Origin of the sequence: Candidatus Photobacterium acropomis (assembly GCF_030685555.1) — a bacterium.
In the GTDB taxonomy this organism is placed as follows: Bacteria; Pseudomonadota; Gammaproteobacteria; order Enterobacterales; family Vibrionaceae; genus Photobacterium; species Photobacterium lucens.
The window spans coordinates 2,695,017-2,708,647 of the sequence record NZ_CP131609.1; the positions used below are offsets into that span (position 1 = coordinate 2,695,017).

Here is a 13,631-nt window from a genome sequence, read left to right on the forward strand (position 1 = left end):
CCCCTCGACAAAGGGGCTTTACTATTGAGATTAATTAGCACTACCAGAACATTTTTTCTCAATCACATTGTAGCTACCGCATGAGAAAGGTTTACTCCAACTTGAATACAAATCGCGAGAGCCTGGAAGATAATTTGACCACGCATCACCATTGACTAAACCTGCGGTTTCCCATACCACTTCAAATTGACCATTATCTTGAATTTCACCAATCAGCACAGGCTTTGTTATGTGATGATTCGGCAGCATCGTCGAGTAACCACCAGAAAGGTTAGGCACTGATACGCCAATTAAAGCATCTTGCACAGCTTCAGGATCCGTTGTACCTGCATTCGTTACAGCTTTTACCCACATATTAAAACCAATGTAGTGTGCTTCCATTGGATCGTTAGTCACACGCGCTTTGTTTTTAATAAATTTCTGCCATGTTTCAATAAACTGACTATTCTGAGCCGTATCGACACTCATGAAATAATTCCATGCGGCAAGATGACCAACCAATGGCGAGGTATCCATCCCAGATAACTCTTCTTCACCCACCGAGAAAGCGATTACAGGAATATCTTCTGAGCTCACACCTTGCGCGCCTAGCTCTTTATAAAATGGTACATTGGCATCACCATTAACAGTTGAAATAACGGCCGTTCTCTTTCCTTCGGCACCGAACTTCTTAATATCAGAAACAATAGACTGCCAGTCAGAGTGACCAAACGGCGTATAGTTGATCATTATATCTGCCGCTTTGACACCTTTACTTTTCAAATAAGCTTCAAGAATTTTGTTGGTGGTACGAGGATAAACATAATCAGTGCCAGCCAATACCCAACGCTCAATTTCCAACTCTTTCATCAGATAATCAACGGCAGGTACCGCTTGTTGGTTAGGTGCTGCGCCAGTATAAAATACGTTTTTCGAAGACTCTTCACCTTCATATTGCACCGGATAGAACAATATACTATTAAACTCTTCAAACACCGGTAACATGGATTTACGAGATACCGATGTCCAGCCACCAAACACCACATCCACTTTTTCTTTTTCAATCAGTTCACGAGCTTTTTCCGCAAAAAGAGGCCAATTAGAGGCAGGATCAACTACGACTGCTTCTAACTTTTTACCCAGTAATCCCCCTTTTTTATTTTGTTCATCCACCAACATTAATACCGTGTCTTTTAAGGTGGTTTCACTGATAGCCATCGTACCTGATAAAGAATGAAGGACGCCGACTTTAATCGTGTCTTCAGCAGCCCATAATGGTTGAGAAAGTAACGCTAGAACAGATAATGCCGTTAGATTGATCAGCTTCTTCTTCATAATATGCTCCTTGTAATAAACACTATCTACTGTCCAAGAAGCGTACCAACTCCCCTTGTTTTAATTATTAAAACAACCCATTGATTCCTAAAGAGAATAAATAACCCACAATACTGATAATATTGTTAAATGCTCAATTCTTGTGCAGTTATTCTTCATCATCACCATAACTGTGCGTTCCTATAATGATAAAAAGTACAAAATACAACATATCCGCCTATTTACACCTCATTACACCCATATAAATACAGTTACATATCATCATTATTTGTCATAAATCATTAATGATGAGCAAGATCACAAATACAAACATACATATTTAGCAATCTTAGCTTTCAAATATTGAAGTTGATCTCAATCAACATCGAACCGTGATTTTTAATGAAAATACGGCTCACGCAATATTTAACGCCAGATGTAAAACGGATTCACGTTCATTGCGGAATGATTATCGACTTTCTATCGATATCACATTTTTTCCTCTCCATATAAAGGACTTATAGCTATGAGCAATAATGCTACAGAAGGCCGTAAAGTTACGGTTGGCAGCTACCTTGCCCTCGCCTTTGCGGTTGTTTTCTTCTCAGGCTTACTTCAATCGAACCAATGGTACGGTGTATTTGACTTCACCACCTTAAACGGCTCTTTTGGTAGCGTTGTGTATTCTGTTGACCAAACGGCAGAAGGCATTGAAACAGCATCAACGTCTCTACGTGGTAAAGGCGGTAGTGGCGCGCGTGACGGTTTCTTATTCGCCCTAACCCTGATCCCAACAGTCATGTTCGCACTTGGTATGATCAATGTACTTGAACACTACGGTGCTTTAGATGCCGCTCGTAAGCTATTAACACCATTACTTCGTCCTTTAATGGGGATCCCTGGCAACTCAGGTCTAGCACTTATTGCTTCACTACAAAGTACCGATGCGGGTGCGGCAATGACACGTCAATTAAAAGATGAAGGTCACCTAACCAAACGAGAAACCGACGTCTTTACCATGTTCCAATTCTCAGCTGGTGCAACAATTGTTAACTTCTTCTCATCTGGTGCGGTGCTATTTACCTTAACCTATGCCTCAGGTGAGTTAGCTGTTACTTCATCGCTAGGCCTTGCTGTTGCTGTCATGTTTATCTTCAAATTCGTAGGCGCCAATATTTTCCGTGTTTACCTCAACATCACTGAAGGTAAAGAAGATAAAGATGGTAAAGACAACCAGAAAAATGTGATCAGTCAGGAGAACGCATAATGACTACAGCAAAGAAACCGATGGTGACGGACATTTTCGTTGAAGGCGCTAAAAAAGGCTGGGTAATTGCAACCACTTCAACGGTTCCTAATGTCCTAATGGCATTTGTGATCATCAAAGCGCTGCAAATCACTGGCGCACTTGATGCGATGGGCACACTGTTCTCACCAATCATGGCAGTATTTGGCCTACCCGGTGAAGCCGCAGCAGTACTGATTGGCGCATGGATGTCAATGGGCGGCGCTGTCGGTGTGGTGATCACCCTGTTTGACCAAGGTATTTTAACGGGCGAACACATCGCAATTTTAGCACCAGCTATCTACCTAATGGGTTCACAAGTTCAGTACATGGGCCGCATCATGGGTCCTATTGGTACTGAAGGTCGCTACATTCCTGTAATGATTGCGATTTCTGTACTGAATGCTTTTGCTGCCATGTTCGTGATGAACATCTTGGTATAAGCCCTTTCTCATTGCCGTGAGTACTTGCTCACGGCAAATGCTTTTCATCATAAGCGAACACCACTTCTTTTGATTTCTGCATTGATGCTGTTTTCTGCATCGACGCAACTCGGAGCTGATTATGTCTTTTTGTCTTGATTCTTACTTAGAAGAGCTACGCCCTTTAATTAACGTTGATTGTGGCACCCTAACCGTTGAAGGCATCAACTTTATCGCTGATACCATGGCACAGAAATACCAAGATCTTGGCTGGCACATTAAGCGTATTGATTGTGGTATCGCAGGTACCGGTTTAGAAATTCGTAACAAACCAGAAGCTGAGCATATTGATGCGATGCTAATCGGTCATATGGATACCGTTTTCCCAGTCGGCACTGCTGCCGCTCGTCCAATGACAACCGATGAATCCAAAGCCTATGGTCCTGGGGTTTCAGATATGAAATCTGGCCTATTAAATATCCTTTATGCGCTGCGTAGTTTAGAGCAAACAACATTAGATAAACTATCTATCTGTGTATGTATGAACCCAGATGAGGAAATTGGCTCATTACATTCTGAAGCATGGCTAAAAAGCGTAGCTGTGAATGCAAAACACGTTTTTGTAGCAGAAGCTGCACGTGCTGATGGCTCATTAGTTAAAGCGCGTAAGGGTATGGCACGTTACCGTTTAGGTTTCCACGGTAAAGCTGCGCATGCGGGTAACGAGCCTGAAAATGGTCGTAGTGCAATCAGTGAAATGGCACATTGGATCATTGCGATTAATGAACTCACTAACTTTGAATCAGGCACCACTTTCAACGTAGGCGTGGTAAAAGGTGGTGCTGGCGCAAACATCGTACCTGATTTTGCCGAAGCCATTGTTGATGTTCGTTTTTGGGATAACGATGAATACGCAGCAGCAGATAAAAAAATTCGTGCACTATGTGAAACGCCATTTACTGCTGATGTAAAAGTGGTTGCTGAACGTGAAGCACATAAACCATCAATGGTACCAAGCCCACAGACCGAGCAATTAATGGCACAAGTTGAAGCAATCGGTAAAGACTTAGGTATTGATATTACGTGGCAAGCGGTAGGTGGCGGATCTGACGCTAACCTAACTGCAGTACTAGGCGTACCAACATTAGATGGTTTAGGTCCTATTGGTGCAGGTTTCCACAGTGCAGACGAGTGGCTAGATCTGGCTTCAATTGAACCTCGTATTCGTTTACTGCAACGTATCTTAGAAAAACTCGCTGCGTAAGCAATGATTAAAACTGGCATGTAAAACAACGAAAGGCTGCATCATGCAGCCTTTCTTTTCTCTGTCTTTGATAGGTAAACCTACAGATCAGAGCACAAAACATCTGTTCATATTTTCCGTGTTAAATCGTCGCTGATCTAACCCGTTTTCGTAAAGATCTCCGCTTTTCCTGCTGACATCTGGGCACTGTGTAAATTGTCTAATTTAAATTGTAACGCCCGGATTGGATGACGCCATAAGTAACGTGGAAACGTCCAACGCAATACATGGATCATCTGTAAACGCTTAGCCGATTGATAGCAATGCCCAATACAATGCGAACAGCTAGGTTTATCCTCACCTAACCGACAACCGCTAACACGTTCTTCAACATACTCGATAAGACTTTCACATTCAGGGCAAATAATTGCCCCACGGTGCAACGTTTTACAATATAGGCGAATCATCGCTTTCACTGCGTTCAGTTCACGTTGCGAACGAACTGAATGATTGTTTTGAACTATCATAGTGCGGTTATTATCCACCGGACGTTGCAAGATCCAATGATAAAGATCAATTTTTAAAAATAATCCTATCTATATGAGCAAATAACGAAACAAGCCTATCAAGATTGATTAAAACGCGATCTTTAATACATTGTTCGATATTTTATAACACAGCGTACCAAATAAAAAACATTTCATTAGCAGCGTTTTTAAGCTTTATAACAGATAAAAAATAGCCCTGACTGCTTTACTTTCATCAATAGTGAAAGCACACAATCAAGGCCATAAGTATTTAATCGTTGTTACTGATTACGGACAAGCCGTTTAAATGATTAGTTATCCGAATTTAAACGACGTAATAACTGATCTTTTAAGTTCGGTGGCGTACCTTTAATGGTTAAGGTATCGGTTTCAGCATCGTAGAAAATGCGCTCACCTAACAACATGCTGTCAAAGTTCAACGTCATACCACCGCCAGAACCCACAAATTTGGTCAGTTTACGCATTGCAGTACGATCGGCAGGGAAACTTTCTTCTAACTCATAACCTTGTTTAGAGGTAAATTCATAGAAGTTAGTCCCATCATCAGAAGTAGGCAGTTCACTTGCAAGCTCTTTAACCGTAACTTCATCACCTGCTTGTAGCTGACTATTACAGTAATCGTAAACTTGCTTACGGTATTGCTGCTTTTCTTCTTTATCTAAACGAGAATCCGCGCAGAAATCTTCAACCGCCTGCATCAGTACTTGGTTCTGCTCTTTCACGTCCAAGCCAACATCTGCTTGCATGAAATCTAAGAAGAAATCGGCAATCTTACGACCTACTCGACCTTTAATAAAAGTAAGGTAACGTTTCGATTCTGGATCGGTTTCCCATGATGACAAGTCGATACGTGCCACAATATCCATTTTCGCGATATCAAGGTAATCGGTCACGCTGATACTTAGCTGCTCAGTTACCTTCATGCTGTGGCAAGTTGGCAACATACCGATAAACAGATAATCAGTTGCTAGTGACTGATACTCTGCCATGACAATTGTGCCCGCTTCCGCAAATGGATATTTCGCCAATTCGGTTTGTAAGCGCTTCGCTGACATATTAGAAAAAGTCAGAAAATCTAACTCACCTTGACGAAATTGCTTTAACCAATGGGAAAATTCACTGTCTTGAGCAAAAAGTGCAAAACCTTTCGCACCTTTACTACTGTAAATGCGGTTAAGTTCAGCCACGAGATCTTCTGTCGATGCATCGTTCTCTAGTGTCTGATTTCTAAGATGTATTTCTAGTTCATCTTGGTCGTTTTTTGTCAATTGATGAAGAATGACATTAGAAAGTGTAAGGCTCATAATGAAAAGGTTTTCAAGAAAACTGAACTCTAGGTTATCATAAGTCGCTTACGTAAACATTAAACAAGATTTCTTATGCCAATTACTTCAAAATACACAAATAAACAAGTTGAACAAATTATTGATGACGTGTTCGATGTACTTGAAAAACATCAAACTTCGCCAGAACTAGCACTAATGGTAGTTGGTGATATTGCGACTAATATCATTAACGCTAACGTGCCAGCTGCTCAACGTGCAGTGATTGCAGAAAAATTTGCTAAAGCTCTGCAGACCTCAATTAAAAAAGACTAAGTTTAATCACCTGATTAAACTTGCATTGAAGACTGAGAAGAATTGACATTTATGGTCGCCAGCGGAAATACCTACAAAGAGAAAGTCTCACAGCTGATTAGCTGGGGACATTGGTTCAGTTTCTTTAATATCATCGCAGCCATGCTATTGGGTACGCGATATATTACACATTCAGACTGGCCTGCAACCTTGATCGGACAACTTTACCTTTTGTTAAGTTGGGTTGGTCACTTTGGATTTCTTGTTTTTGGCATTTATATTCTCATTATATTTCCAGCAAGCTTCCTGATCCCATCACAACGCTTAATGCGTTTATTTGGTGTACTCGTTGCCACTGTTGGTTTAACCGCCCTACTGCTTGATACCTATGCGTACCAAAGCGTTGATCTCCATTTAAGCCCACTGGTCTGGGACTTACTGTTGAGTGGCGATAAAACAGAATTAAATGCGCGCTGGCAGTACCTATTTGTCGTCGTACCAGTCATCTTCCTCTTAGAGTTAATGTGCTCTGAGTGGGTATGGCGCAAACTTAGAAAGCTAACACGCAAACATGTCGGCGGTCCTATCGCTTTTGTTTTCGGCGTTTGCTTTCTAGGTAGCCACCTTATTTATATCTGGGCGGATGCTAACTTATACCGTCCAGTGACAATGCAACGCTCTAACTTCCCGTTCTCTTATCCGATGACGGCAAAAACCTTCATGGAAAAGCATGGTTTGTTAGACCGACAGGAATACACTAAGCGTCGTGCAGAGCAAGGCGTAAAGAACAGCGAATTAGTTCGCTACCCGATTCAAAAACTCAGCTTTAATGATCAAGGAACAGGTCAAAACCTGATGATCATTATGGTTGATAGCCTACGCAGTGACATGATCACCCCAATGGTGATGCCAAACCTGTCTGCGTTTGCCGATCAAAACCTTGATTTCACAGACAATTACAGTTCAAGTAACAGTGATTCAACAGGTGTCTTTGGTTTACTTTATGGTCTACCAAGTGGCTATGCCAATAGTATCCGAGCTGAAAATAAATCACCGATTTTACTCAACACGCTACAAAACCGTGGCTACCACTTTGGGTTATTCAGTGGTGAGAATTTTGAGCTGCCAATTTACCGTGAAGCTATTTTTGCCAATACTAAGCTAGCCACAACTGACTCTGAGCACCCAGATCAAGTGCCAAGCGATGCCCATGCGCTTAAAGATTGGCAACACTGGCTTGTTAAACAAAAGATTGGTCAACCTTGGTTTAGTTTCCTTGAATTGACTTCAGTACAGCAATTTAAAGAAGGTGAGCATTATAAGCCTCGCTTCACTCCGTCTTTAGGCAGTAATGCCATTAATGAGAAAGGGGTTGATTCAACGTTACTTCTGAAAAACAGTTACCGTAATGCCGCTTTCCACATTGATGAAATGCTTGGTCGTGTTTTTGCTGATCTTGAAGCTAAAGGCGTATTAGACAATACCATTGTTGTGATTGCTTCTAACCATGGCACTGAGTTTAATGAAACGGGTAACAATACTTGGGGCTCTGGCAGTAACTACAGCAAGTACCAAATTAAAGTGCCATTAATCATTCACTGGCCAGATCATGCTGCACAAGATGTCACACGCCTAACCAGTAACTTGGATGTAGTACCAACATTAATGGAGTCGCTATTAAATGTTGCGACTGCACCATCAAATTACAGCTCTGGTGTAAGTTTATTTGATCAAAATAATGATCGCCGCTGGATCTTAGCGGGTAATGATGATGACATCGTTGTAGTACAGAAGAAACAAACGACGGTAGTTGATAAATATGGTAATTACAACGTTTACGATAATAATTACCAGCTAAAAGATGAAGGTAAACCAAAACTATCAACGCTAATGCAAGTAATGAACGAATTAAAACGTTTTTATGAGCCAAAGCCATACGAAAAAAATAATTAATCTTTTATCGGTAAATTAAATAAAAAGCAGCATTTATTGCTGCTTTTTATTTTTAATGATAGTCATCTCTTTCATCGTTATAGCAATGTTCAAAGCCATCGTTCCAACCATTGGCATATTTTCCTTTCATTGCCATCCGCTCTGGATCGCGCCTAAATCCTTCTGAATAAGTCATTTCATCTAAGGTTCGACTATGGCAACCATCTTGATAACCATCGAGATAATGACGAGTAAAACCAAGCTCTGATAATTGTTTATGTCGACTCGTCGAACATCCTATTAAAAGAAAAATAGATAATAAATAGCAGCAAACCACACCATATTTCATTATTCGCTCTCCATTTCCCTTTTATTCTTATTTCACATTCATGTAGTAGCGGAATATATGTTTTACTCATTACATAATAGAACGCTAGCTAAATTCTCATTCTTAAAAATAAGACTATGAATATTAATCTGGATCCCATTTCTGATGGTTAATTTGAATATCAACACATTTTTGTGGGTTATATCGCGCCTATTTATCAATGAGTAGTTAAAATATAAGGTGTTATAAATATTAAAAATAATTTAAACATTAAAGTTAGGCTTAGTTGGAATTAACCTTGGAATGAAAAAGCACGTTGATCTTTTTTATAAAAACATAACGGAACAATGGGGAAATGCCCATAGTTTACGTACTATCTGTGAATTGACTTGTCGCAATCTCATGGAGTTTTTTGATATCCAGCATTGTCAGATCATCGTTGCCTACAAAGGACAGTGGCACTCATTACTGCAGTTAAATGAAACAGGTATCCAATACAGTTTCCCTCCTGTCACCATTAACGAAGATACTCACCCTGATATTTACAACACCATTACTGAACAAGACAATAAACAACCTTTTATTTCCTCTAGTAACGATTTTCATCGGGCTTGGCTACCGCTGTTTCGCCGTGAACAGCGCATTGGTTGGCTACTGATTGATTTCCCCCATGCCGCTAAAGTTGATCTTCAAGCTCTAGGGCAATTACGGACATTACTAGCCTCAGAAATTGATGCTGATCTGCTATCACAGACCATAAAAAGTGAACATAGTAACCGTCGCCATGTTGAGCAGGAATTAAAAAATAGCCAGCATGAACAAGGTCTACTACTTGAACAGTTGCAAGCCATGCACAGTATTTCATTTATGCTATGGCGTACAAAATCCATCAAAGAGATGCTGTTTATCGCAGTCGATGAAGGCAAAAAGCAACTTGAAATTGACCGTATGGCAGTATTTTTATTTGATGAAAAACATCATATGCATGGTACCTATGGGACTGATATTGCAGGAAATACTACCGATGAATATTATTTTGAATCGGTGATCCCGAATCAATGGTATGCCGCCCGCACTCTTAAAGAAAAAGAATATATTGCGATTCAAGAAAATACGCCTTTATTTCACGACTTAAAGCAAGTCGGCTTTGGCTGGAGTGCCTATATTGCCTTATGGGATGAAGATACCCCTATTGGTTGGATTGCCTGTGATAACTTACTCACTGGACGCCCATTTAGAAGCTATCACCACCAGCTATTAAAACAGTATGGCTTTATTATTTCTCAGCATCTTGTTCGTCATCAAGCAGAAGATCGTTTAAAGCGTCTAAATAAAGATCTTGAAAAGCGAGTACTTACACGCACGCAAGAACTGAATGACGTCAATAAAATGCTAGAAAAAATGTCACGGCTTGATCCACTCACCAACATTGCTAACCGTCGTGTTTTTGATGAAGCTATTGTCGATGAATGGCGACGTGCTGAACGCCATCAATTACCTATTTCATTATTGATTTTGGATATTGACCACTTTAAACAATATAACGACCACCTCGGCCATGATGCCGGTGATCTCTGTTTAAAGAAAATCGCCAATGGGCTGGCTAATATAGAACGTAGAGCTGGCTCTTTATTTGCACGTTTTGGTGGGGAAGAGTTTGTACTATTACTACCAGGGCAAGACAGCAAAGCTGCAGTGTTCGCTGCAAAGAAAATATTAAAAGCCATGCATGATATGGCGTTGCCATTTCCTCATAATAATAATGATCGTACTGAGCCTATCGTGACGTTAAGTATTGGTGTCAGTACAACTATCCCAACCCAAGGTAGTGACTATAAAATACTCTTTAACACGGCTGATAAAGCCCTATATCGTGCTAAAGGTGAGGGTAGAAACTGCTATCGTCTGCTGTTGTAACCCAATAAATAAGTGACTACTTACTATTACCATTACTAGTGTAAGTAGTCACTTTACTATTCATGTTTATTCAGATTTAGGCTTACGTTTTCGTGTTGTTTTACCAGTAGAAGCACTATTGGATTTCGTACTGGCTCCTTTCTTACTATATCGACGTTTTGCCGCTGTTTTTGTCCATTCTGGTGATTTTAAATCACGTAAACTTTGTGGCACCTCAGAGACTTTCACCTTATCCATCAGTGCTGTCACTTGCTGCTGCAAAGCCCCCATAAACGGCTGATACGCATATTTCTTATCTGCCATATCTTGCAGTTGGTGCTCCCAATGTGCTGTCATATCAGGATACGTTGCTTCATTGGGTAAAGCATAAATCAAGCCCCTTCCCGCCTCGGTTGCATGAATGGTTTTACCTTGACGTTGTAATAACTGACGCTTAAACAAAATTTCTAAAATCCCAGCACGTGTCGCTTCAGTGCCTAAGCCATCAGTATCGCGTAGAATTTTCTTCAATGATTGATCGGAAACAAACCGCGCAATACCAGTCATGGCTTGTAATAACGTCGCTTCAGTAAATGCTTTTGGTGGCTCGGTCATCTTGTCTTTGATTTCACCATCACGACAAGTAAGCACAGTGCCTTTGGTTAATGGCGGTACTTTATCAGCAAGATCGTTATCGTCACCTTTATCATCACGCCCCAGCAATACACGCCAGCCCGCATCCATTAATTGGCGACCTTTTGCGACAAACTGTCCATTGGCGATAGTAAATACTAACTTAGCTTCAGCATAAACAGCAGCCGGATAAAACTGCATCAGATATTGTCTTGCCACTAACTGATAAATCTTTGCTTCACTTGGGCTCAAACTTTGCGGATTCACTGACTTAGGTGTTGGAATAATCGCATGGTGCGCATCGACCTTTTTATCATTCCAGGCTTTTGATTTTAATGAGGTATTAGCACCTGATACTGCACTAGATAAACTATTATCAGTATTTGCGATCGCACGGCACACCTCACTTGCTTGTTTAAAATGATCGAGAGGTAAATAACGACAGTCAGAACGTGGGTAAGTGATCACTTTATGCTTTTCATAAAGCGACTGACAAGTACTAAGCACATCCGCAGCACTCATATTAAAGCGGCGTGCCGCATCTATTTGTAATGCCGATAATGAATAAGGTAACGGTGCGGCTTGTTTAGTTTCTTTTCGTTCAGATTCCGTCACTTCTGCCGCTTGCCCACGAATTCGGCTAACGACGTTTTCACAAAGCTGACGACTAAGTACTCGCCCATCTTCATCTTGATAAGGTTCGCACGCTTTACTCGGGATCCAACGGGCACGAATGTCCTGCTCTTGATATGGAATTAAAGCAAACACTTCATAAAATGGCTTAGGCACAAAGTTAGCAATTTCATCATCACGACGAACCACTAACCCAAGGATTGGCGTTTGTACCCGACCTACCGATAACACGCCACGATAACCGCCTTTCTGACCAAGCAAAGTATAAGCACGGGTCATATTCATGCCATAAAGCCAATCGGCACGAGAGCGAGCTAACGCAGAGACTGACAAAGGCACGAAATCATGATTACTACGCATCGATGACAACGCTTTTTTCACCGCAGCTGGGTTAAGATCAGAGATTAACAAACGCAGAGCCGCATTTTTTTTCGAGGCCGATAGTTTGGCATAGTCAATCACCTCATCCACCAGCAACTGCCCTTCCCGATCAGGATCTCCTGCATGAACAATTTCGGTTGCAGATTTTGCTAATTTCTTAATCACCGCTAATTGCTGTTTCGCTGCTTTTCTCGGGATCAACTGCCACTTTTCAGGAATGATCGGTAAATCCTCTAAATGCCATTTCTTATAACGAGGATCATAAGCATCAGGCTCGACTTGCTCTAATAAATGGCCAATACACCAAGTGACAATATCGCCATTTCCCACTTCTATATAACCATTCTGATTTTTATGTGGTCGTGGCAATACAGCAGCAATCGCTCTGCCTAGACTGGGTTTTTCAGCAATATATAAACGGCTCATCGAGATCTTAAAATCTAACAGTAAAGTAATGGCGAAACTCTACCGAAAACCTTGCATATCAGCAACAAATACTGGATATAAAACCAGTTAACGAAGCATTTTTTTGTTTAATTTTTGTGATAATATCCGCACAAAACCTATATAACGCTAGCCATGCATAAGAGATTTGAATGACTAAGCTAAAACCCTTCATTATTTTACTCACACTTATACTTCTTATTGGTTTCCTATGGTTTGGAAAGCAGTTATTTGTTGACGGTGTTAATACAGACAATCAATTTCAACCGCCTAAAAGGCCACCATTTAGCACTATCATCAATATTGAAGATAAAAAGAAGGCATTTTTTGACTACCTGACCCCCTTCGTCGAAGAAGCGAATAAACAGATCTTGTCGGATCGCCAAATATTAGAAGAGTTAAGCCAAGATCCAACCAAAATCGATCCGAGTAGCCCTTTTATTGAAAGTTTAAGTGAAGAGTATGCGCTACCGATCCCGAAAGAGGGGATCACATCTGCATGGCTTAATGAGTTATTAAAACGGGTTAATATTATTCCAGCTCAACTGGTACTAGCACAATCGGCAATGGAATCCTCATGGGGGACATCACGATTTGCCGTCGAAGGGAATAGCTTTTTTGGTCAATGGTGCTTCACCAAAGGCTGTGGTATTCCACCTCACGATCTCGATCCTGAGCATTATCACGAAGTACAACGCTTCCCTACTGTTTATGCCGCAGTGCAAGCTTATTTCGATAATATCAATACCAATGATGCGTATACGCAGCTACGTGATATCCGTGCGAATTTACAAGCCAAGCATGAAAAAATCACCGCAGATGCTTTAGCTCATGGGTTATTAAATTATTCTCAAATAGGTCATCAATACATCCAACAAGTATTGGAAATGATCAAAACCAATCAGCAGGTTATGCCTAAAACAACAACATAATTTGTACTGTGTGAACACCACTTACAAAAAAGCTGACTGTTGGTGAAGTCCCAACATGTCAGCTTTTCTATTTTTACAAGGTGT

The 13,631-nt window shown here is 40.8% G+C and carries 12 protein-coding genes; 7 read left to right on the forward strand and 5 right to left on the reverse strand.

Going from position 1 to position 13,631, the window contains the following annotated elements; all coding sequences use genetic code 11:
- Window positions 1-30 precede the first annotated feature (30 nt).
- Window positions 31-1,314 (reverse strand): urea ABC transporter substrate-binding protein, encoded by a 1,284-nt coding sequence (gene urtA / locus Q7657_RS19160; RefSeq protein WP_107165407.1) that lies wholly within the window; start codon window positions 1,312-1,314, stop codon window positions 31-33.
- A gap of 505 nt (window positions 1,315-1,819) precedes the next feature.
- On the opposite strand from urtA, the gene Q7657_RS19165 reads away from it, so the two are divergent.
- The 3 genes from Q7657_RS19165 (at window position 1,820) to Q7657_RS19175 (ending at window position 4,264) form a co-directional block, all read left to right on the forward strand.
- Entirely contained in the window at window positions 1,820-2,560 is a 741-nt protein-coding gene (locus tag Q7657_RS19165; protein WP_053986988.1) for a nucleoside recognition domain-containing protein, read from the forward strand.
- Window positions 2,560-3,021, forward strand: coding sequence for a YjiG family protein (locus Q7657_RS19170; protein ID WP_053986989.1), 462 nt, complete (start codon window positions 2,560-2,562; stop codon window positions 3,019-3,021). The genes Q7657_RS19165 and Q7657_RS19170 overlap by 1 nt, the downstream gene beginning before the upstream one ends.
- A 121-nt stretch (window positions 3,022-3,142) precedes the next feature.
- A complete protein-coding gene (locus Q7657_RS19175) occupies window positions 3,143-4,264 on the forward strand; it encodes a M20 family metallopeptidase (protein WP_107165408.1) in 1,122 nt (373 codons plus the stop codon).
- A 137-nt stretch (window positions 4,265-4,401) separates the two neighbouring features.
- Here Q7657_RS19175 and Q7657_RS19180 read toward each other — a convergent pair whose 3' ends face one another.
- Window positions 4,402-4,770 carry a nitrous oxide-stimulated promoter family protein gene (locus Q7657_RS19180; protein ID WP_023931628.1) on the reverse strand — a complete coding sequence of 123 codons (369 nt, stop codon included), beginning with the start codon at window positions 4,768-4,770 and terminating at the stop codon, window positions 4,402-4,404.
- 311 nt (window positions 4,771-5,081) lie between these two features.
- A complete protein-coding gene (gene yejK, locus Q7657_RS19185; RefSeq protein WP_023931627.1) occupies window positions 5,082-6,095 on the reverse strand; it encodes a nucleoid-associated protein YejK in 1,014 nt (337 codons plus the stop codon).
- Between the two features lie 75 nt (window positions 6,096-6,170).
- Here yejK and Q7657_RS19190 point away from each other — a divergent pair, with 75 nt between their 5' ends.
- Window positions 6,171-6,389 carry a YejL family protein gene (locus Q7657_RS19190; protein ID WP_023931626.1) on the forward strand — a complete coding sequence of 73 codons (219 nt, stop codon included), beginning with the start codon at window positions 6,171-6,173 and terminating at the stop codon, window positions 6,387-6,389.
- 51 nt (window positions 6,390-6,440) lie between these two features.
- A complete protein-coding gene (locus tag Q7657_RS19195) occupies window positions 6,441-8,321 on the forward strand; it encodes a DUF3413 domain-containing protein (RefSeq protein ID WP_107165409.1) in 1,881 nt (626 codons plus the stop codon).
- Between the two features lie 52 nt (window positions 8,322-8,373).
- On the opposite strand, the gene Q7657_RS19200 is transcribed toward Q7657_RS19195, so the two are convergent.
- Entirely contained in the window at window positions 8,374-8,649 is a 276-nt protein-coding gene (locus Q7657_RS19200) for a hypothetical protein (RefSeq protein WP_107165410.1), read from the reverse strand.
- A gap of 282 nt (window positions 8,650-8,931) precedes the next feature.
- On the opposite strand from Q7657_RS19200, the gene Q7657_RS19205 reads away from it, so the two are divergent.
- Complete coding sequence (locus Q7657_RS19205; RefSeq protein ID WP_107165411.1) at window positions 8,932-10,545, forward strand: sensor domain-containing diguanylate cyclase; 1,614 nt, start codon at window positions 8,932-8,934, stop codon at window positions 10,543-10,545.
- A gap of 66 nt (window positions 10,546-10,611) precedes the next feature.
- On the opposite strand, the gene Q7657_RS19210 is transcribed toward Q7657_RS19205, so the two are convergent.
- Window positions 10,612-12,597 carry a DNA topoisomerase III gene (locus tag Q7657_RS19210; protein ID WP_107165412.1) on the reverse strand — a complete coding sequence of 662 codons (1,986 nt, stop codon included), beginning with the start codon at window positions 12,595-12,597 and terminating at the stop codon, window positions 10,612-10,614.
- A 170-nt stretch (window positions 12,598-12,767) separates the two neighbouring features.
- Between Q7657_RS19210 and Q7657_RS19215 the strand changes: the two genes are divergently transcribed.
- Complete coding sequence (locus tag Q7657_RS19215) at window positions 12,768-13,547, forward strand: glucosaminidase domain-containing protein (RefSeq protein ID WP_107165413.1); 780 nt, start codon at window positions 12,768-12,770, stop codon at window positions 13,545-13,547.
- Window positions 13,548-13,631 lie beyond the last annotated feature (84 nt).

What these genes read in the sequence shown, in the direction of transcription:
- Q7657_RS19175 (WP_107165408.1), top strand. Translation starts at nt 3,143, where the DNA reads ATGTCTTTTTGTCTTGATTCTTACTTAGAAGAGCTACGCCCTTTAATT.
- Q7657_RS19215 (WP_107165413.1), top strand. Translation starts at nt 12,768, where the DNA reads ATGACTAAGCTAAAACCCTTCATTATTTTACTCACACTTATACTTCTT.
- Q7657_RS19170 (WP_053986989.1), top strand. Translation starts at nt 2,560, where the DNA reads ATGACTACAGCAAAGAAACCGATGGTGACGGACATTTTCGTTGAAGGC.
- Q7657_RS19195 (WP_107165409.1), top strand. Translation starts at nt 6,441, where the DNA reads ATGGTCGCCAGCGGAAATACCTACAAAGAGAAAGTCTCACAGCTGATT.
- Q7657_RS19210 (WP_107165412.1), bottom strand. Translation starts at nt 12,597, where the DNA reads ATGAGCCGTTTATATATTGCTGAAAAACCCAGTCTAGGCAGAGCGATT.
- yejK (WP_023931627.1), bottom strand. Translation starts at nt 6,095, where the DNA reads ATGAGCCTTACACTTTCTAATGTCATTCTTCATCAATTGACAAAAAAC.
- Q7657_RS19165 (WP_053986988.1), top strand. Translation starts at nt 1,820, where the DNA reads ATGAGCAATAATGCTACAGAAGGCCGTAAAGTTACGGTTGGCAGCTAC.
- Q7657_RS19190 (WP_023931626.1), top strand. Translation starts at nt 6,171, where the DNA reads ATGCCAATTACTTCAAAATACACAAATAAACAAGTTGAACAAATTATT.
- Q7657_RS19180 (WP_023931628.1), bottom strand. Translation starts at nt 4,770, where the DNA reads ATGATAGTTCAAAACAATCATTCAGTTCGTTCGCAACGTGAACTGAAC.
- urtA (WP_107165407.1), bottom strand. Translation starts at nt 1,314, where the DNA reads ATGAAGAAGAAGCTGATCAATCTAACGGCATTATCTGTTCTAGCGTTA.
- Q7657_RS19205 (WP_107165411.1), top strand. Translation starts at nt 8,932, where the DNA reads ATGAAAAAGCACGTTGATCTTTTTTATAAAAACATAACGGAACAATGG.
- Q7657_RS19200 (WP_107165410.1), bottom strand. Translation starts at nt 8,649, where the DNA reads ATGAAATATGGTGTGGTTTGCTGCTATTTATTATCTATTTTTCTTTTA.